25 protein-coding genes are annotated in these 16,584 nt (G+C 58.2%); 16 read left to right on the top strand and 9 right to left on the bottom strand.

Annotated elements, in window-relative coordinates:
- Nucleotides 1-48 precede the first annotated feature (48 nt).
- The 3 genes from AC1DYF_RS20740 (at nucleotide 49) to AC1DYF_RS20730 (ending at nucleotide 2,934) form a co-directional block, all read left to right on the top strand.
- Nucleotides 49-861 carry an alpha/beta fold hydrolase gene (locus tag AC1DYF_RS20740; protein ID WP_477878655.1) on the top strand — a complete coding sequence of 271 codons (813 nt, stop codon included), beginning with the start codon at nucleotides 49-51 and terminating at the stop codon, nucleotides 859-861.
- The gene (locus tag AC1DYF_RS20735) at nucleotides 836-1,990 is read left to right on the top strand and encodes a PAS domain-containing sensor histidine kinase (RefSeq protein WP_477878654.1); all 1,155 of its coding nucleotides are present in this window, start codon (nucleotides 836-838) and stop codon (nucleotides 1,988-1,990) included. Before AC1DYF_RS20740 ends, AC1DYF_RS20735 begins: the two co-directional genes overlap by 26 nt.
- A gap of 65 nt (nucleotides 1,991-2,055) precedes the next feature.
- A complete protein-coding gene (locus tag AC1DYF_RS20730) occupies nucleotides 2,056-2,934 on the top strand; it encodes a transglutaminase family protein (protein ID WP_477878653.1) in 879 nt (292 codons plus the stop codon).
- A 119-nt stretch (nucleotides 2,935-3,053) separates the two neighbouring features.
- Here AC1DYF_RS20730 and AC1DYF_RS20725 read toward each other — a convergent pair whose 3' ends face one another.
- A complete protein-coding gene (locus AC1DYF_RS20725; RefSeq protein WP_477878652.1) occupies nucleotides 3,054-3,245 on the bottom strand; it encodes a CsbD family protein in 192 nt (63 codons plus the stop codon).
- A gap of 228 nt (nucleotides 3,246-3,473) precedes the next feature.
- On the opposite strand from AC1DYF_RS20725, the gene AC1DYF_RS20720 reads away from it, so the two are divergent.
- The 3 genes from AC1DYF_RS20720 (at nucleotide 3,474) to AC1DYF_RS20710 (ending at nucleotide 4,680) form a co-directional block, all read left to right on the top strand.
- Nucleotides 3,474-3,683 (top strand): hypothetical protein, encoded by a 210-nt coding sequence (locus AC1DYF_RS20720; RefSeq protein ID WP_477878651.1) that lies wholly within the window; start codon nucleotides 3,474-3,476, stop codon nucleotides 3,681-3,683.
- Nucleotides 3,684-3,708: 25 nt separating this feature from the next.
- Nucleotides 3,709-4,101 carry a low affinity iron permease family protein gene (locus tag AC1DYF_RS20715; RefSeq protein WP_477878650.1) on the top strand — a complete coding sequence of 131 codons (393 nt, stop codon included), beginning with the start codon at nucleotides 3,709-3,711 and terminating at the stop codon, nucleotides 4,099-4,101.
- Between the two features lie 168 nt (nucleotides 4,102-4,269).
- Complete coding sequence (locus tag AC1DYF_RS20710) at nucleotides 4,270-4,680, top strand: response regulator (protein WP_477878649.1); 411 nt, start codon at nucleotides 4,270-4,272, stop codon at nucleotides 4,678-4,680.
- Nucleotides 4,681-4,826: 146 nt separating this feature from the next.
- Here the strand turns inward: AC1DYF_RS20710 and AC1DYF_RS20705 are convergent, their stop codons facing one another.
- Nucleotides 4,827-5,060 carry a hypothetical protein gene (locus tag AC1DYF_RS20705; RefSeq protein WP_477878648.1) on the bottom strand — a complete coding sequence of 78 codons (234 nt, stop codon included), beginning with the start codon at nucleotides 5,058-5,060 and terminating at the stop codon, nucleotides 4,827-4,829.
- Between the two features lie 306 nt (nucleotides 5,061-5,366).
- Between AC1DYF_RS20705 and AC1DYF_RS20700 the strand changes: the two genes are divergently transcribed.
- The 10 genes from AC1DYF_RS20700 to AC1DYF_RS20655 all read left to right on the top strand — a co-directional run bounded on the left by AC1DYF_RS20700 (nucleotide 5,367) and on the right by AC1DYF_RS20655 (nucleotide 10,786).
- Nucleotides 5,367-5,843, top strand: coding sequence for a hypothetical protein (locus tag AC1DYF_RS20700; protein ID WP_477878647.1), 477 nt, complete (start codon nucleotides 5,367-5,369; stop codon nucleotides 5,841-5,843).
- A 120-nt stretch (nucleotides 5,844-5,963) separates the two neighbouring features.
- Nucleotides 5,964-6,362: a hypothetical protein gene (locus tag AC1DYF_RS20695; RefSeq protein WP_477878646.1), complete on the top strand. Its 399-nt coding sequence runs from the start codon at nucleotides 5,964-5,966 to the stop codon at nucleotides 6,360-6,362.
- 239 nt (nucleotides 6,363-6,601) lie between these two features.
- Complete coding sequence (locus AC1DYF_RS20690) at nucleotides 6,602-6,892, top strand: hypothetical protein (protein ID WP_477878645.1); 291 nt, start codon at nucleotides 6,602-6,604, stop codon at nucleotides 6,890-6,892.
- 45 nt (nucleotides 6,893-6,937) lie between these two features.
- Nucleotides 6,938-7,210: a hypothetical protein gene (locus AC1DYF_RS20685; RefSeq protein ID WP_477878644.1), complete on the top strand. Its 273-nt coding sequence runs from the start codon at nucleotides 6,938-6,940 to the stop codon at nucleotides 7,208-7,210.
- Nucleotides 7,211-7,707: 497 nt separating this feature from the next.
- Nucleotides 7,708-7,932, top strand: coding sequence for a hypothetical protein (locus tag AC1DYF_RS20680; protein WP_477878643.1), 225 nt, complete (start codon nucleotides 7,708-7,710; stop codon nucleotides 7,930-7,932).
- A 303-nt stretch (nucleotides 7,933-8,235) separates the two neighbouring features.
- Nucleotides 8,236-9,135: a hypothetical protein gene (locus AC1DYF_RS20675; RefSeq protein WP_477878642.1), complete on the top strand. Its 900-nt coding sequence runs from the start codon at nucleotides 8,236-8,238 to the stop codon at nucleotides 9,133-9,135.
- Nucleotides 9,136-9,285: 150 nt separating this feature from the next.
- On the top strand, nucleotides 9,286-9,792 hold the full coding sequence (locus AC1DYF_RS20670) for a YciE/YciF ferroxidase family protein (RefSeq protein WP_477878641.1): 507 nt from the start codon (nucleotides 9,286-9,288) through the stop codon (nucleotides 9,790-9,792).
- A gap of 234 nt (nucleotides 9,793-10,026) precedes the next feature.
- Complete coding sequence (locus tag AC1DYF_RS20665; RefSeq protein ID WP_477878640.1) at nucleotides 10,027-10,308, top strand: hypothetical protein; 282 nt, start codon at nucleotides 10,027-10,029, stop codon at nucleotides 10,306-10,308.
- 34 nt (nucleotides 10,309-10,342) lie between these two features.
- Nucleotides 10,343-10,522 (top strand): hypothetical protein, encoded by a 180-nt coding sequence (locus AC1DYF_RS20660; protein WP_477878639.1) that lies wholly within the window; start codon nucleotides 10,343-10,345, stop codon nucleotides 10,520-10,522.
- A gap of 27 nt (nucleotides 10,523-10,549) precedes the next feature.
- Complete coding sequence (locus AC1DYF_RS20655; protein WP_477878638.1) at nucleotides 10,550-10,786, top strand: DUF2158 domain-containing protein; 237 nt, start codon at nucleotides 10,550-10,552, stop codon at nucleotides 10,784-10,786.
- On the opposite strand, the gene AC1DYF_RS20650 is transcribed toward AC1DYF_RS20655, so the two are convergent.
- From AC1DYF_RS20650 to AC1DYF_RS20620, 7 genes are all read right to left on the bottom strand, one after another.
- The gene (locus AC1DYF_RS20650; protein ID WP_477878637.1) at nucleotides 10,783-11,034 is read right to left on the bottom strand and encodes an ATP-binding protein; all 252 of its coding nucleotides are present in this window, start codon (nucleotides 11,032-11,034) and stop codon (nucleotides 10,783-10,785) included. The genes AC1DYF_RS20655 and AC1DYF_RS20650 overlap by 4 nt on opposite strands.
- A 90-nt stretch (nucleotides 11,035-11,124) precedes the next feature.
- Nucleotides 11,125-11,559: a BON domain-containing protein gene (locus tag AC1DYF_RS20645; protein WP_477878636.1), complete on the bottom strand. Its 435-nt coding sequence runs from the start codon at nucleotides 11,557-11,559 to the stop codon at nucleotides 11,125-11,127.
- A 1,598-nt stretch (nucleotides 11,560-13,157) separates the two neighbouring features.
- Nucleotides 13,158-13,523 carry a hypothetical protein gene (locus AC1DYF_RS20640; protein ID WP_477878635.1) on the bottom strand — a complete coding sequence of 122 codons (366 nt, stop codon included), beginning with the start codon at nucleotides 13,521-13,523 and terminating at the stop codon, nucleotides 13,158-13,160.
- 1 nt (nucleotide 13,524) lies between these two features.
- Complete coding sequence (locus AC1DYF_RS20635; RefSeq protein ID WP_477878634.1) at nucleotides 13,525-14,772, bottom strand: hypothetical protein; 1,248 nt, start codon at nucleotides 14,770-14,772, stop codon at nucleotides 13,525-13,527.
- Between the two features lie 120 nt (nucleotides 14,773-14,892).
- Nucleotides 14,893-15,696 (bottom strand): COG4705 family protein, encoded by an 804-nt coding sequence (locus AC1DYF_RS20630; protein ID WP_477878633.1) that lies wholly within the window; start codon nucleotides 15,694-15,696, stop codon nucleotides 14,893-14,895.
- Between the two features lie 17 nt (nucleotides 15,697-15,713).
- Nucleotides 15,714-15,965 carry a hypothetical protein gene (locus AC1DYF_RS20625; RefSeq protein WP_477680020.1) on the bottom strand — a complete coding sequence of 84 codons (252 nt, stop codon included), beginning with the start codon at nucleotides 15,963-15,965 and terminating at the stop codon, nucleotides 15,714-15,716.
- Between the two features lie 35 nt (nucleotides 15,966-16,000).
- Nucleotides 16,001-16,357, bottom strand: coding sequence for a hypothetical protein (locus AC1DYF_RS20620; protein ID WP_477878632.1), 357 nt, complete (start codon nucleotides 16,355-16,357; stop codon nucleotides 16,001-16,003).
- Nucleotides 16,358-16,584: the final 227 nt, after the last annotated feature.

Here is a 16,584-nt window from a genome sequence, read left to right as displayed (position 1 = left end):
TTCCCGCACATGCTAGAAAACGAGAGGCTTGTTCCGGAAGGGTATGTCATGAGTATTCTCAAGCGGAACAACGTCTCCGTTCGCGGACAAGGTTCTGAAACGATCATGTTCGCCCACGGCTTCGGTTGCGATCAGGCGATGTGGCGCTATGTGGCGCCGGCGTTCGAGGAGCGCTGCAGGATTGTCCTGTTCGACAATGTCGGCGCGGGAAAGTCCGACCTTGAAGCATATTCCTACGACAAATACGCCTCGCTCGACGGCTATGCCGACGACATCGTGGAAATCGGCCGGGAACTGGGTCTGAGGGACGCGGTTTTTGTCGGCCACTCGGTCAGTGCCATGATTGGCGTGATCGCCGCCAAGAAGGCCCCCGAACTGTTCAAGGCGCTGGTTCTCGTTGGCCCTTCGCCTCGTTATCTGAACGACGAAGAATATGTGGGGGGCTTCACCAGGGCTCAAATGGACGAGCTTCTCGATTTCCTTGACACCAACCATCTGGGCTGGTCGACCGCGATGGCTCCGGTGATCATGGGCAATCCGGAACGTGCGGAACTCGGGGAGGAACTTGCCAACAGCTTCTGCCGCACAGATCCTGATATCGCAAGGCATTTTGCCCACACCACCTTCCTTTCGGACACCCGCGACGCCCTCGACGGTGTCGACATACCGGTTCTCGTCCTCCAATGCTCCGATGACGTCATCGCACCCGAAGCCGTCGGCGAATACGTCCATCAGCGGCTGGCGAACAGCAAGCTCGTCGTCATGGAGGCCACAGGCCATTGCCCGAACCTGAGTGCGCCTGAAGAAACAATCGCCGATATCAAAGATTTCCTCAATGACATTACCCGAACAGCCGCATGAGCTTTCCGACCTGATCGACGACTTCGAGGACTTCTTCGAACGCTCTCGCAACGGATACGTGACTGTTTCGCCTGGCGGTGCGATCCTGCGGGCGAATTCCCGGATGACGGCTTGGGTCGGTTACACGACGGATGACCTGAGGGGGATGCAGATATCCGACCTCTTCAGCATAGGCGGCAAGATCTATTTCGAAACCCATCTCCGACCATTGCTGCGCATGCAGGCCATGTTCGACGAGGTCGCTCTCGAACTGGTTTCCAAGGACGGCAAGCGGCTGCCCGTGATCGCCAACGCCGCGGAACGCAGAGACGAGCTGGGAATACCGATATTCATCCGCTTCACGTTCTTCCAGGCCATGCACCGCAAGAACTACGAGCAGAACCTTCGCGACGAACGCTCGAAAGCGATAGAGGAACGCAAATTCCTTGAGGTGGGATTGTCTGGGGAGCGCGAAACGGCAGCGTTGCGGGAGCAGTTTATCGCCGTGCTTGGCCACGATCTCCGCAATCCGCTGGCATCGATCGATGCAGGCATGAGAATGCTTGCAAAGACACCGTTAGATGCCCGGGCAACCTCGATTGTCGATCTCGTCCGCAACAGCACAGCGCGAATGGCAGGCCTGATCGACAACGTCATGGACTTCGCGCGCGGAAGGCTGGGCGGCGGCATACCTATCGATCGGCACGCGGTGCAGCTCGAACCGGTGTTCCGGCATGTGATAGAAGAGTTGCAGGTTGCCAACCCCGAGCGGGAAATCAAGTCGGATATCAATATCCCCGACCCAGTGACTTGCGATCCAGGCCGTCTTTCGCAAGTCCTGTCAAACCTGCTCGCCAATGCGATAGCCCACGGGGCAAAAGACGGACCCATACGCGTGACGGCGGGCCAGCCCGACGGCGGCCTTCTGTTGTCGGTCCACAATACGGGCGCCGCAATCCCTGCCGACATTCTCCCCACCCTGTTCGAGCCCTTCTCGCGAGAGAATGTCAGGGCAAGTCAACAGGGTCTCGGCCTGGGTCTCTACATCTCTTCGGAGATCGTCAAGGCGCATGGGGGCACCCTCTCGGCATCCTCCGATGAAAGAGAAACCTGCTTCACGACGAACCTTCCCGCTCCCTCCTCCTTATAGGTCTGCCGGGCCGCGCGTCGTTTCCCACGTCGTGGCCGCTCGGCGCGCCGCAGCAAAGGTCACAAATGCCGAAACTCAGCATCCATCACCGGACCACCTACCGCTATCGGGAGACCGTCTCGCTTTTGCCTCACAGACTTATGCTGAGGCCGCGGGAAAGCCGTGAACTGAAGCTGCTCAGCCATGACGTTGCCGTTTCCCCGGAAGCGCAGCTCAATTGGTCAAACGACGTTTTCGGCAATACGGTCGCGTCCGCCGCGTTCCTTGCCCGCAGCGATGTGCTTGTGGTGGACAGCCTCGCCAAGGTCGATTTGACGGCGGCGGCGTGGCCCGTGTTCGACATCGCCGCATCGGCCATCAACTATCCATTCCTCTACGATGACAAGGATTGGATCGACCTCGGCGCTTTGGCGGCGCAGCAGTATAATGACAGCGACGGCAGGCTTTCGACATGGGCGCGGGGGTTTGTCGCCGGCAATCCGACGGACACCTTGTCGCTGCTCAAAGACGTGAGCTCCGGCATCGCGTCTTCGATCTCATACCAAAGCCGAGAGGAAGAAGGCACCCAGACACCCACGGCAACACTGGACCGTGGATGGGGATCCTGCAGGGATTTTGCGGTCCTGTTCGTCGAGGCAGTGCGCAGCCTTGGCTTCGGTGCGCGAATAGTTTCCGGCTACCTGTTCAATCCCGACAGCCGGCTGGCGGGGTCGACCGACAAGGGATCGACGCATGCCTGGGCCGAAGTCTTCGTTCCCGGTGCCGGCTGGATCACCTTCGATCCGACGAACCGCAGCATGGGCGGCGCCAACCTGATCCCGGTGGCAGTCACCCGCGACATCGTCGAAGCTGTTCCCGTAACCGGGAGTTTCACGGGCCGAACGGATGCCTTCCTGGGCATGGACGTCGCGGTTGAAGTCAAGGAAACCGAAGGCTTGGCATAAGACCCCAGCCGTGAAATGATCGATCGACGCTGAGGGCGGCAGCGGCCAACCTTCGGACAACGAAAAGGGCGCTCCCCCGGAGGTCGAGCACCCTTCTTTGTTCTCACTGATATCGACGGTCAGGCGCGGTCGATGACGTCCTTGATGGCGTCCTTGGCCTTGCCCTTGGCCTGCTGGGCATCACCCTTGGCTTCCTGGACAATGCCCTTGGCCTGCATCTCCTCATCGTCCATTGCCTTGCCGAGACCCTGGCGCGCTTGGCCTGCGAGTTCGTTCGCCTTGCCGGCGACCTTGTCGGTGGTGCTTCCCATGATGCTTTCCTTCTCTTCGGACGTGATTGTCTCAATGACCAGACAACGGCGCAGTGACCCATCTGTTCCACCGGCATCCCGCCCAATCGAGCCCCAGCGCACAATCCAGATCGCGAGAAGCCTGTCTATTGGAAACAGGACGGTGGCCCGGTTGGAAGCGGTCCTGTAGCGATCAGGAACAATCCCGCGCATTGGCGGTTCCTGAGGGAATGATCCGTGGAGGTGAGCATGACCGAGCGCCAAACGACAGCCGTTGAGCTTGCCGAAGAGTACCGTCGCCTGGGCGGCACCCGCAGAGTCGTCACGGACGACAACAAGATTTCCACGCGCATTTGGGAAAAGGAGCCGGCGGAAGCGGCACGATTTTGGGAAGAAAGGGTCGTTCCCCGCGGTAGGAAAGGCCGCGAGGAGGTCGAAACCCTTCTGCCTTCGATCTGACGGCCGAGGACAGGCTGGCGGTCAGATGAGCCTTTCCTTCAGTCAGGCGATTGCACGCGCTCAAAAGCTCGGTTCGGACGCCGCTTCATTTTGGGTGGGGCATCACCTCACCGTGGCAGGGATGACAACGCTTGTCACCGGCTGGATCGCCTACGGCATGGTCGCCGGCTTCACGCGCGAATGGTTTCTGCTCTGCAACATGTTCGGGACGCTAATGGCTTTCCTGATCCTGCTTCTCCTCCAACATGCGCGCAGCCGCCATACTCTTGCAGTTCAGGCCAAACTCGACGAACTCATTCACTCGAGCGAAGCCGGCAACCATTGGATTGGGGTTGAAAGACATACGCCGGCACGGCTGGAAGAAATGCGCACGCACCATCGAGCAGCGGCCGAAGCCGGCGGAACATCGGATCGATAGGAACGATTTCCAGTCAAGCAACTCGACCGCCCCTCTCCCGCAGCTGGAGATCGGCCCCGCCATCGTCCAGGAGGAGGTCGCCGCCTCGAATTCCTCCATTTCTCATGTATCTCCGCTTGCTGCAGAAGCATTGCACGCCTCGGGAACCAAAGCCCATTGGGAAACTTGATGGAGATGACACAAGAAGAATTCTCGCAGTTGAAGCCGCCTGTCGCTCTTGTCGTCGACGACGAGGCTCTGATCCTCATGGATACTGCCGACATGATCTCCGACGAAGGCTGTGCGGTCATCCAGGCCACGACCGCAGAGGCGGCATTCGCCTTCCTCGTCGAACACCCGGATCTGCAATTGCTGTTCACCGACGTGCAAACCGGTGGCGCCATCGACGGCTTGCAGCTGGCGCGCGAGGTCGCAAAGCGTTGGCCGCAAATCTGCGTCGTCATTGTGTCGGGCGCAGTCCGGCCCCTTCCTTCCGAACTTCCCGACGGTGTGGTGTTCTTAGCGAAACCGCTTTCGGTGGCGCGTGTGCACGAAACGATCAAACAACACTGTGGGAAGCCGCTGACGCCAAGGCAGTGAACGGCCTTTCCGCTGAAAAGAACTGATAACCTCGTCCTGCCGGGCCATCCGTTGGCGTCTTTGTCGCGCGATGAAATGGCGGCGAACGAAAACATCAATCAAAAAGGCCCGCTGAGCGGGCCTCGAACGTTTCAAATATCCGCAGGTCAGTACTTGTTCACGTGCCGGCGAATGACTTTGTGGCGGTGACCCGTCCGGTCGACTTCGCTGCCGATCGTGTAACCGGCAGCCCCGCCGATGACGGCACCAACTGGGCCACCAACGATTGCGCCGGCGACAGCGCCGCCAATGAGTCCGGTCGTCTTGCCATCGGCCGCAAATGCCGATGGAGCGAAGGCGCCAAATGCAATGACAGCGGCGGCGATGATTATCTTTTTCATTTGCTTTTCTTTCTGTGTGAGGCAGCTGTTATACAACCCGTCGCAGAAACAATAGTTCCGAAATAAACTTGGGGTACAGAGCGTCACCGGCTGGCTTAACTTTATCGATCATCTCGGCGAGGCGGCCGGACGATCTCGCCAGGCGGCGCGAGCGGCAATACCTGAAGTTATTCGGGACACAAACAATCGCACCAGCGTTGTAATCTGTCGCAACCTGCCCCACTTACGACCCATCGGCAGCTTCTGGCACGGGCACTGTCGCTCGAGGGTACTGAGATGGCCCTGGCCCCGATCAAAGGAGGACTGATGTCTTCCATCGTCCGTCACCATAGTTCACTCTCCAACCTCCGAATGATCGGGCGAGTCCTCGACATCATCGGTGTCTTTGATATCGATACCGATTGGCATCTTGAGCGCAGAATGCGCTATGGCAGTGTTGCAATCGATGCGTTCCAGGACGGAATGACCCCGGAGGACGCGATTGCGGGGAAGCTGTCGAGCCAATTCGAGGTGTTACATGCCGCCTCTCTCCGGCCTCGCAAGGCATCGTTCCACGAAGATGAGATCAGCCGATGGGAAAACGAAGGCGGCTATGCCGGTGGCAATGAAAAACCGGCGTCTTACCAGTTTGGCAAGCGATATGAGAGCGACGGAACGTGGACGATTTACCATGTCTTCACGGGGCAGCCAGCGCAGTACGGCACCTGGGAGATGAAGCGGCTGACAAGGTCGGTCGCCGAACGCGCGCTGCGGACAATCAATTCTCCCTCCCCCAGAGAATAAAGATGTTCAACAGCGAGTTATCCCAAATAAAAATATTCCGGGCCAAGTGGAACGTTTTGCACAGCATAGAGTTATGTCTGGGCGGGAGGCAGTCTGCCGGTCCGCCCCGGCGCTTCTCGCATGACCGCTCTCCATCAAGCTCTTGCACCCTCCTGCGCTTGTCAAGTTGAACCAACTGATCTCCCTGATCAGCCAACGTTGAGAGCGGTCTCTTCCAAGCTCATCGACACCCGCCAACTTAAGAAATACTATCGTCGACTCGAGATTGCCGATTCGACTCTATCGAATAAAGGGGGTGACGCTATGGCGTCCAAAGTGCTTCGGGCGGCCTCGTTGGCGATGGTGCAGGATATCTACTACGACGTTATTTCCAGGCCCTCGTTTGATCGCTCCGCCAAGAATGATAGAGAGTTTGCACTTGAGCTTCTGGTAGCATTCCGCAAAGGAATAAACCTTGATGACGATCTTCAAAAACACGCTGAGATGATCGCCAGGGCTCGTTTCTTCAAAGCGGCTTAGGCACTGACTGCCACGGTGCTTGCCGCTATGAGATTTCGCCGGCGATGTCGAGATCGCCCGGCGACGTGCCACCCGTATATTGCTGAAAAAACGGGGCCCGCACCGAATTTTTCGCTATGGTCGGTCTCGACGCTCTTGGTATAGACACAATTTTAAATTATATAATAACAGTGAAATGCAATTGAAGAGGGCGCATTCCGTACAGGTGAAAACCTGGCCCCAACCGAAAGGAGGACAAAATGTCTTCCAGCAACATCCGTCATCATCTTACATCATCGGACCTGACCATGCTCGAGGGCGTCCTGCGAAAAGCTGGCTTCAGCGGCACAGAGGCGTCCGTTGATCCCGACGCGCTGAGCGACGCCGGTCGGTTCCTCATCGATCTTTTTGGAGACGGAAACGACTCCGAGCAAGACTTGCTGGCCGCGCTCGAGCACCGCGGCATGCATACAGGCTCAGGCCGGAATATGACCCCAACGCAGTCAAGAACGGAGGCGCTCGATCGCTGGTCCGACGAGGGCGGCAACTGATCGGATTCGAGACAGAAAATCGCCGCAACGAGAACGAGGCCCCAAATGACCGACCGCACGACCGAAACCGAAATAAAATTTCGCCACCCATTTTTTCTCAATTCACTGACGAAACCGATGGCGGCGGGAACCTATCGTCTTACAGTCACGGAAGAATTGATCGAAGGGCTGTCCTTCACCGCATACAGAAAGACAGATGCCAGGCTGGAGATACCGGCCATCGAAACGCCCGCCGGCTCGCGGCAATATCTTCAGGTGACGGTGGGTGAGATCGAGATGGCCCACGCACAGGACGTCTTGGAAGACCCCGGCCAGTAAACCTTGTCAACCGCAACGGTGGCATCACGTCGAAAACGGCCCGTTCCACGTAGTTCTTGAGGATCGAATGACCAGACGCACGGACAACAGATATGACGCTCGCCGTGAAGAAGACGGGACTTGGACGGTGTACGACATATTCACGGGTACGGCGACTTTGTGGGAAAATCGGATTCTGCATGGCCTTGATGCGGATGACGCCGATGACCTCGTTGATCTCATGAATAGTCGAAATGCAGACGCTCGACGATCGATACCCTGACTCCCAGAGTTAGCAGGCACGACCACAGGCAGCCCATTGCCGTCTGGCGAACGCCGCTTTCTCCTGCTGGTACGGCCACCCATGAGGCGGCAGATCATCATGCCCGGATGTATGAATCCATTTATTGCCTCTGTACGCTATCGCTCACTGCAAATGTTTTTGGAACGCTTGGGTTGGGGACGGGTTAGCAGAGGGAGGCCACTGATGGCCTCGCCGCGTACCCAAGGAGAGTATCATGGCAAATCAAGGTGGATCCCACGACCAGCACGTCAAGTCCGGGCAGCAGAGCCACAAGAATTCGGACACGTCCTCGTCCGGTTCGGCTGCCGGCAAGTCTGACGCAAAGTCAAACAGCAAATCGGATGCCAAGACCGACGCCAAGTCGGAAGCCGGCACCCGCGGCGGCAGCCACGAGCAGCACGTGAAGGCCGGGCAGCAAAGCCACAAGAGCAGCAAGTAATTTTCTGCAAAAAGATTGGAACGGTCCGCCACGGCGGACTTTTCTATGTGATGTACAGCGTGCTTGCTCCTGGCGTCAAGCAACCACACCCTTCTTCGCCTCCATCTCCACCGACAAAATCTGATAATATTCAGGAACCTTCGCGCGTCTCCTTTGTTTTTCCGATGTCTCGGCGCTGGTGCCGTCGCTTTGTTAAGAACTGTTTGGAGATTTTACATGGGTCGCGGTATTCTACTTTGGCTTCTAGGCATCCCCCTGCCGATCATCCTGATCCTTATGCTCTTTTGGCACTGAGGAGGATCGATGACAATTTCCCAGAATTCGATCGTCGCGGACACCCCCGTCGAATCGTCATCCTCCGCTGTTAACTGGGCGCCGATAATCGCGGGTGCTTTCGCTGCCGCGGCGATCTCGCTGGTATTGCTTTTGGTGGGCGCTGGACTTGGATTCAGCATGGTTTCCCCCTGGCAGTCGCAAACTGCTTCCGCCGCGGCGCTCGGCGTATCAGCCGCGGTTTGGCTGGTCGTCGTCCAATGGCTCTCGGCAGGCGTTGGCGGCTACGTTACGGGGCGGCTTCGGACGAAGTGGGTTGGCGTGCACACCCACGAGGTCGGCTTTCGCGATACGGCGCATGGCTTTCTTGCATGGGCGCTGGCGACACTCATGGTTGCCGGTCTTCTCAGCTCGAGCGTATCGGCCATCGTTGGCGCAGGCGTTCAAGCGACGGCAACGACGGTTGGCGGAGCCGCCACGGTCGCAGCCAATAAGGCCAGAGACCTCTCGACATCCTATTTCACCGATGCGCTGCTGCGTCCGGCAAACCCGGCGACAGCGACGACGACGGCCAATCCGGGAACAGCCAGCGCGGAGATTTCCCGTATTCTCGCCAATGCGACGATACAGGGCAAGATGTCTGACGATGATCGGACTTACGTCGATCGCCTCGTCGCATCCAGGACTGGTCTTAGCGAAGCCGATGCCAAGAAGCGCGTCGATACCGTGTTGGCCCAGGTGGATGATGCGAAGGCGGCAGCCCTGCAAGCCGCCGACAAGGCCCGCAAAGCCTCTTCCGTGGCTGCTCTTCTCGCGGCTCTCAGCCTGTTCATCGGCGCTTTCATCGCGGCGGTGGCGGCGGCTGTCGGAGGCCGTCAGCGCGACGATGACGAAGACGCCGTCCTGCTGGCTCAAAACCGGGCTGCTTGAGAATGGAGCGCGCAAGCGCTCCATCTTTCATTGCCCTTGATCTTTCGGTTGTCTGTTCTGCGAACTTATCGGTTTCAGACGAGAAAGAGGAACTTCGCTTGCCTGAGAGAGTTCAGACTCGTACCCCTCAAAAATTGAACGGATTTTACAATGCCTACTGAAAAGACACTCAATGACCTGTTCCTCGATACTTTGAAAGACATTTACTTCGCCGAGAAGCAGATCCTCAAGACGCTGCCGAAGATGGCCCGTGCGATGCAGTCGGAAGAAGGCAAGGCCGGCTTCCTGCAGCATCGCGACGAGACCCAGGGGCAGATCGAACGGCTCGAACAGGTGTTCGAATTGATCGGCAAGCCGGCACGCGGCAAGACCTGCGAAGCCATCCAGGGCATCCTCGCCGAGGGCGAGGAGATCATGGAAGAGTATAAGGGCACGGCGGCGCTCGACGCCGGCCTGATCTCTTCGGGCCAGGCCGTCGAACATTACGAGATCGCCCGCTACGGCACATTGAAGTCCTGGGCGAAGCAACTCGGCCTGAAGGACGCAATTCCGCTGCTCGATGCCAATCTCCAGCAAGAGATTGCCACAGATCAGAAATTGACGGCGCTCGGCGAAGCGACCGCCAATCCTAAGGGCGCTATGAAAAAAGCCAGCTGAACCAGCCAATCCCAACGAGGCCGCCTTCGAGGCGGCCTTTTCATTTCTCGCATACCCGCGATGGCATCGCCCAGCATGCAAACTCATTGCTCGGCGGGATGTGGCTGCACTCGATCGGGAATATAAACGTCTGAACTATTCGGCCGCTCCCCGGCTGCGCCGCTCACGAAACGTCCGATATCGGACATTTTCCCTTGATATTCGGGTTCGAGAAGCGCAAGGATTCATCAAGGCTTGAGAGAGCTGGTGGGAATTTCACCAGGAGTTGCAGCCATGCCAATATCCGAGAGCGCAGGCACGTTTCAGCCCCATCAAGTCGAGCTGCTGCAGAAGACTTTCAACGGCATTGTCCAAGAGCCATGGTTTGCCCGCTCGATGGAGAATGACCGGGTTTTCGCAGGCATCGTCGTGAAGTCCTACAGGGACGGCATGACAAATGAGGCGATTTTGTCCCGATACGTGCGGACCATTGCCCGGCAACGCTTTTCCAAGGAGAACGCAGGAAGCGGCAATTGATTGCGTCCGTGTTGCGACAGCTTAGGAGGCTGAAATGCAAACCGAATTCGAACCCGCCGTCAGGCCGATGAGTGTGAACGAGCGCCGGGAGTTAACGGACGGCGTTTTCCGGGTGATTGTCGAGGCAGAGACTGCGGCAAGGCGGCAGAAGACGCAGCGCCTGCGGGAAGAGCGGGAAGCCAGCGAAGCGACCACCAGCAATCACGCCTCGTAACCTGGCTGGGCCGACAGGAGACAAGATTTGTCGGATCAAATTTTCAAAATTGGTGATGTTGTCACCATGCGGCGTGGCGGACCGTTGATGACCGTCTTTTACACCGAGATCGATGAATCCGGGCCTGAAGTGCACTGCAAGTGGACCGCTGAGGGTTCAGAGCACCAGCGCGGCTTTGCCGCGAGCATGTTGACTGTGCATCCAGTCCGAAAATCGCAAGCCAGTGGGTTTCGCAGTCAAGTGAGAGAGAAAGCAGACACTTAGTTCGTAAATCTGCCTGCCCCGACGGCATTCTTGCTCACGCCCAGCGGCATGCGGAAAACGAAACTGGTCCTCTCCAAGGTCGAGGTCACGGTCAGCGTGCCGCCGTGAATGCGGGCTATTTCGCTGGCAATGAACAGGCCAAGGCCAAGACGTTGCTGGTTTCCCTCGCCGCGCTTGAACGGCTTGAACAGATTGTCCATCGCGCCGCGGGGATCGGAGGTCCGGGAGAGCGGGCCTGGAGCGCTCACCGCCCGGCACCCTCGGGAAAATATACGCCTACTTCCGGAAGGAAGCATGGAATTCCTCCACGGCGGTCTCGAACGTCCCCCAGGTGCCGCTTACAACAGAACCGTGAGTTCGTTAAAAACGGACCCGACACCGGGGGTCAATCTGGCAATATCGGCCGCTTGAGTCTTTTCGGCAGAGGTCGACACCCATCCCGCCAAAGTTATGGCAGAGCCATTGGCACTGACGAAAATAAAGCGCCCATCCAGATCAGGCGGTCGTGTAAACCCTCGTTCCACGGCCAAGGCGATGTCCGCAGGCTCGGCACAGATGGCCTGACGCGCGGATCGAGAATGCGAGATTTTGACGCGTTCCACGACGACTTCCTTTTGAAACTGAAAATCTTGCTGCTGCTTTCTGCGGGCCGGATGTATTTCAACAAATACAGGCGGAAAACCGATCGGACAGGAAGGAGTTCGTCTGCCATAAGTCGGCCATAGGGACAGCTTGAAAATCTCTATCTTCCATACTGCTGCGTCTGTTTTCACAACCGGTCTTCCTAGAGCAAACCTCGGCAAATGCGAAAGGTTCCCGGACGGAGCACTTTATCGCGTTGGCTGATCGAGTGGCCACATCCCGGAAATGAAGGGGAGCTGCAACCAACTTATTTCATCGACTTAATATGAGAGGTCCTGTTATTTTGCGGGGCAGCATGGGATTTGGCGAGAATTTCGCCTGATGCGCTGCCGTGAATTCTCAGACCGAAAAAGTATATATTTTTGACAACTTAAACCTAAAGTATATAGTCATTTCCAATAACTGATCCTGATTTGGCTCATACAATTCGGGGCTGCCTCTATAGCAATTGCCTGGAAAACAATTCGTCCGCAAATTTTAATAAACTCTTTGGCTGGACAAGTACGAAATAGCTGTCATTGTGCGGTATCGGACAAATCAGGAGTAATGCCGAATCGCTGGCGACACTCTCGAATTTCCGCGTCGGACGATCTCTGTCGCGCTCAGAACCAGCAGCCCGGAAGCTGTGATGCCTGTTGGAAAGATTTCTGGTTAGTTTGCCCTGTGTTTCAGTAAAATTCACCCATCCAACGCCTCGCGGAGTTTCCCGTCGCGGGCTCGGTGACGATTTGGCGCGACGCCAAGATCAACTATGATTTCGGGAGTTCCCGACAGTAGCGACGGCAATTCGGTCCATCGGCGCACGATACGCATCGCCAAGGCGCAGCGATCCCGCGCCACCAGTGGCAAGATTTGAATTCTGAGCGAGGAAGCAGCGCAGGAGAGGCTTCAACTGTTGCGGTTGGAAGCCATAATGACGAGACGCCGAAATTTGCGGCACCTTAGTTATTGCGTACGTGTCGGTGATGGGGCGTATCAGCAGCCGCGGCAGAGAAGCCTTTGCCGTGGCCGGGACCGGCAGAGCGCGGCGGCACCTCTGCTGGTCCCCTTAGATATGCTCTAAACCTGAACGCGCGAGCCATCATCGGGTGCAAGCGGAGAAAATCACTGTTGGCTGCATCGTTTGACGCGGCGGACGTCGCTTCAACGACGCTCGTCTGACCGCACCTTTGACGCCTTCTCACGCTCCAGACGGAGACGGGCACTCTTGGCTTGCTTGGCCTCGATTTCCTTTGCCTTGATCTCTCGGAAAACCCGGTCCGTCTCAGCCAAACGCTGCTCTGTCCTATTGTCTGTCACTATGCAGAAGCTCCCCTAGCAGAGAGGAACTCTGCCGGCGGCAGATGGTTCCTCTGCCGGATCTCTGCAAGCCAAGAGCGACCTTTTGAACCATCACGGCCTGCCGGGTTAGGTCAAGTGACTGAAGGTGCCTTCTTCGGGACTGGTAACCCCATTGACGGAGGGACCGAGCGCGCCAGTCAGGTTGCCGCGCTTTTAAAGCGGTTTGCAGTTCGATGTTGGAAATCCTGGTGGGCGATGTCTTGGTACGCGTTGGCAACGGTGTCGATCCCGATCATCTGGCGAAGATCGTTCGAGCGGTTCGCAAGGCATGATCGCCTCGAAGGTTACCAACGCAACGGCAGTCGAGACCGCTGCGACAGTCGGCATGATGGGAGTATTGTTCGCTGTACGTTGGAAGCACGCAAGCGGCCGAACACGCGTCACGCTTTCACTTGCCGGAGGATCGAGAATTGCCTTCCCTGCGCCCTGGTTCTTCGTCCTCAATCCGCCGATCATGCTCAACGATCGCACACCGGCCCTCGCGGGTGAGCCAGAAGAAGGTCGAGGACTTTCCGCCCAGCCGCCAGCTGAAGACTGCATAGGGCGTACCTCCGCAGCCGATCAGGCCTGCGGCCAGCAAACGGCCGGCGGCTCCGTCAAGTGTCTCTTCGGCGAGACCAGTGGCATGCAGCAGAGTTTCCCAATCTATGCCATGGACGCTCGTGTGGCCGGCAGCGCTGGAGATCGAAAAGACATCGAACTCCAGGCTGTGGGCAATGGCGTCGAGCACATTCTGGTCGCTTGCAGAAAGCATCTCAGAGCTTGCTGTCCGACTCCCAGGAGAAATCCTTGTGGAACCGGAGCCCGATCACATTGGTCGTCACGCCATCGAGGCGCGCATGGCTGAAGCCTGCATCGAGGCGGAATTCGCCCGTCGCCTCGGTCTTGAAGATCCGGCCGAAGCTGGCGGTGAGGTTGTAGTCCGCCGGCCCCGGCGCACCGAAGCGGTCATGGTAAGCTGCGACGGCGGAGGTGATCCAGTCGCCCTGCTGGAATTCGAGGCCGATCGTGCCCGCCGCAGCATTCCTCTTGAAGCCGCCTTCATGGATGAAATAGGCCAGTTCCGCGATTGGCCTCAGCGCACGGTCGTCGCCAAGGTCGATGGAGGTCTGGCCGGCGGCAAGAACATCCCATTCATCCGGCACGCCGCTTTGCTTCGCCGCGAGCCGCCTCAGCGCGACGCGCCAGGTCGGCCCGACCACCTCGTCATCGGCGTTCTTGGTGCTGTATTCATAGCCGAGGGAAAAGGATTCCGGCATGTCGGTATTGCCGACGCGATAGTCCTGCCAGCGGTAGAGGCCCCGGTCGGTGAACAGCGAGCGGCTGAGCACGCTCGGATCGGAGGTGAAGACCGAGACGTGGACGATCTGCTTGGTGATCGCCGCGTCGTCACCGGTGCCGGTCGTGTTGTCCGACAGGAAAATATCGGCGGCGAGGCCGAGCGCGCCCTTGAAGTCGTAGTTGCCGGCAAAGTCCTCGCCGTATATGCCCGGCGCCTCGTCGGTGGCGATGCCGAAGAAGGGATCGATCTTGCCGAGCGAGAACCGCACATGACCAACGGTCAGGCCGGCATAAAGCTCTTCGGCGTAAAGCCCTTCGCCATGGAAGGCATTGAAGCGGCCGTTGATCGGATCCTCGACCGGTTCATAGACGAAATGGCCGACCAGCCGGAACGTGTCGGAGAGGTTGACGGTGATCTCCGGCTCGACCGTGGCGAAGACAGCCGACGTATGCGGCCTCCCAAGGCCGTTATCGCTTTGCAGCTTGCTCTCGGTTTCGATCGCGATCAGTGGTGTGCCTTCGTCCGCCTTGTCGCCCTTGTCATCCGCAGCGGATTTGTCATCTGCCGCAGATTTGTCATCTGGCGCAGACTTGTCATCCGCCGCTGGCTTGTCGTCGTCGGCGGTCACGGCGTCGTCGGCGCGAACGACCGCCGGCATGGAAAAGGCGGTGAGCAGCGTCAGTCCGGCGGCCGCAGCGCGGACGGATAATGAAAATGGCATGCGGGTTCCCCTTAGGAAGCGGCCGATCCGCCCGGATCGGCTAAGATGATGCGTGGAGAGTTTTCAGCGGAAGGCCCAGCATTCATTGCCGGGCCTTCCGCCTGCCCTGACTTGAGAGGATCAAGAGAATTCAGGGCTGGCCGTCTGGCCGTCGACAGAAACGCGTTCGGGCACATAGACCCAGGACATATAGGCCACGGTAACGATAATGATGGCGAGGAAGAGCACGCTGGTGACGATTGTGCCGAAGCCGAGGCCGCCATATTCGCGCGGCTGGGACAGCAGGTCGCCGATCGAGGCGCCAGCCGGCCGGGTGAGGATATAAGCCAGCCAGAAGGCGAGGATACCGTTCAGTTTCAAGAAGTAATAGGCCGCCGTAATCGCGCCGATGATGACAGCAAAGATGATTGCGGTCGTCAGATAGCCGAACTCGAACTTCTCAGCCACAAGATCGCCCGCGGATGTTCCGAGCGCGAAGGTGAAGAGAATCGCCAGCCAATAAAAGGTCTCGCGCCGGGTGGTGTAAATCGTGTGGATGGAAAGCGTTCTTTCCATCGCATACCATATGGCGAAGGTCAGCGCGAGGATGACCGCGAAAGCGATGGTGTTGACCTCAAGCGGTACGCCAAGATTGTCGACGAGATTGTCCGTGACAAGCGTTCCGACGACGCTGATCAGCACCACCGCGAGCCAATAGGCCGAGGGAACATAACGTTTCTGGGCAAATTGCAAGACAAGCGCAACAATCAGGACCGCGCTCATAATCAGCGATGTGGTGGAAAGACCGAGGCCCATGTTGACTGCGAGATAGTCCGCCGCGGTTTCGCCCATGGTGACCGCCATCAGCTTGATCAGCCAGAAGTCCCAGGTAACGCGTGGTACGCGGTTGAGCTGCTCGCCCACTGAGTAATGTTGTTGCGACATGTCGTGTGCTCCGGATTCTATTTGCCCATTGCGGTCATGGCATCCTTGAAGAAGCCATTGGCGCGGTTGTCGTCATCGGCATTGCAGCGATCGATGCCCCTGTTGATCAGGTCGTCGACCTTGGCCGCATCGGCGTCGCTGAGCTTGGCACTGGCGCGCGCCGCGCGGACGTCTTTCAACGTTTCCTCGCAGGGCACCTTGGCAAAGGCTGTGGCCGGCAGGAGGATGGCAATGGCGCCGATCATCGTGGCGCGAAGGATTGACTTCATGTTTATCTCCAATGGTGATTGTCGGGAGGATTGGGTTATTCGGCGGTGGGATTTTTGATCGTGTCGATCAGCGCCGACACTGTCTTCTGTGCGTCGGTGGCATCAGGTGACTTGTTGCGCAGCGATGCAATCGCAGCGTCGGCGGCGTCGTCGATCACGCCCCATTCGTTCTTGTCCTTGGGGCGCAACTTCGGCTCGGCCTTGTCCCATGCACTTTCGAAATCGGTGATGCGCTTCTGGGCAGCCTTGAGATCGCCCTTGTCGACGAGGACAAGCGTGTCATGGGCGATCTTCTCGAGTTTCGAGAGGTCGCCGAGCTTGCTTGCCGCCATGACGGGCATGGCAAAAGCCGCGATTGCGGCCAGGGCGGCAAGCAAAAGCCATTTTTTCATTTGGTTTCTCCGTTGGTGTCCGGAGCTATCCGCATATGACGTAAGAACCCTCGCTGGCCTGCCGGCCATCTCCCCCACAAGGGGGGAGAAGACTTGCGGCACGCTTCCTGCCCAAATCGGGGGCCTCGGCGGTGCGGCAGGTGAAGCCCCTCATGGAATCTTGTGGGGAGGGGTTGAGGAGGGGTCTTGGCACTACATGCAACAGCCCTGATTTGACGTCCGGTGAC

It is taken from the genome of Rhizobium sp. P2_G9 (genome assembly GCF_056403475.1).
This window is presented reverse-complemented; position numbering and strand designations above follow the sequence as displayed.

Excerpts from the sequence above, each read along its gene's own strand:
- AC1DYF_RS20690 (WP_477878645.1), top strand. The coding sequence starts at position 6,602 with ATGTCTTCCAGCAACATCCGTCATCATCTTACATCATCGGACCTGACC.
- AC1DYF_RS20635 (WP_477878634.1), bottom strand. The coding sequence starts at position 14,772 with ATGCCATTTTCATTATCCGTCCGCGCTGCGGCCGCCGGACTGACGCTG.
- AC1DYF_RS20640 (WP_477878635.1), bottom strand. The coding sequence starts at position 13,523 with ATGCTTTCTGCAAGCGACCAGAATGTGCTCGACGCCATTGCCCACAGC.
- AC1DYF_RS20660 (WP_477878639.1), top strand. The coding sequence starts at position 10,343 with ATGCAAACCGAATTCGAACCCGCCGTCAGGCCGATGAGTGTGAACGAG.
- AC1DYF_RS20625 (WP_477680020.1), bottom strand. The coding sequence starts at position 15,965 with ATGAAGTCAATCCTTCGCGCCACGATGATCGGCGCCATTGCCATCCTC.
- AC1DYF_RS20700 (WP_477878647.1), top strand. The coding sequence starts at position 5,367 with ATGTCTTCCATCGTCCGTCACCATAGTTCACTCTCCAACCTCCGAATG.
- AC1DYF_RS20670 (WP_477878641.1), top strand. The coding sequence starts at position 9,286 with ATGCCTACTGAAAAGACACTCAATGACCTGTTCCTCGATACTTTGAAA.
- AC1DYF_RS20720 (WP_477878651.1), top strand. The coding sequence starts at position 3,474 with ATGACCGAGCGCCAAACGACAGCCGTTGAGCTTGCCGAAGAGTACCGT.
- AC1DYF_RS20685 (WP_477878644.1), top strand. The coding sequence starts at position 6,938 with ATGACCGACCGCACGACCGAAACCGAAATAAAATTTCGCCACCCATTT.
- AC1DYF_RS20695 (WP_477878646.1), top strand. The coding sequence starts at position 5,964 with ATGACCGCTCTCCATCAAGCTCTTGCACCCTCCTGCGCTTGTCAAGTT.
- AC1DYF_RS20715 (WP_477878650.1), top strand. The coding sequence starts at position 3,709 with ATGAGCCTTTCCTTCAGTCAGGCGATTGCACGCGCTCAAAAGCTCGGT.
- AC1DYF_RS20725 (WP_477878652.1), bottom strand. The coding sequence starts at position 3,245 with ATGGGAAGCACCACCGACAAGGTCGCCGGCAAGGCGAACGAACTCGCA.
- AC1DYF_RS20620 (WP_477878632.1), bottom strand. The coding sequence starts at position 16,357 with ATGAAAAAATGGCTTTTGCTTGCCGCCCTGGCCGCAATCGCGGCTTTT.
- AC1DYF_RS20675 (WP_477878642.1), top strand. The coding sequence starts at position 8,236 with ATGACAATTTCCCAGAATTCGATCGTCGCGGACACCCCCGTCGAATCG.
- AC1DYF_RS20740 (WP_477878655.1), top strand. The coding sequence starts at position 49 with ATGAGTATTCTCAAGCGGAACAACGTCTCCGTTCGCGGACAAGGTTCT.
- AC1DYF_RS20710 (WP_477878649.1), top strand. The coding sequence starts at position 4,270 with ATGGAGATGACACAAGAAGAATTCTCGCAGTTGAAGCCGCCTGTCGCT.
- AC1DYF_RS20705 (WP_477878648.1), bottom strand. The coding sequence starts at position 5,060 with ATGAAAAAGATAATCATCGCCGCCGCTGTCATTGCATTTGGCGCCTTC.
- AC1DYF_RS20730 (WP_477878653.1), top strand. The coding sequence starts at position 2,056 with ATGCCGAAACTCAGCATCCATCACCGGACCACCTACCGCTATCGGGAG.
- AC1DYF_RS20680 (WP_477878643.1), top strand. The coding sequence starts at position 7,708 with ATGGCAAATCAAGGTGGATCCCACGACCAGCACGTCAAGTCCGGGCAG.
- AC1DYF_RS20735 (WP_477878654.1), top strand. The coding sequence starts at position 836 with ATGACATTACCCGAACAGCCGCATGAGCTTTCCGACCTGATCGACGAC.
- AC1DYF_RS20630 (WP_477878633.1), bottom strand. The coding sequence starts at position 15,696 with ATGTCGCAACAACATTACTCAGTGGGCGAGCAGCTCAACCGCGTACCA.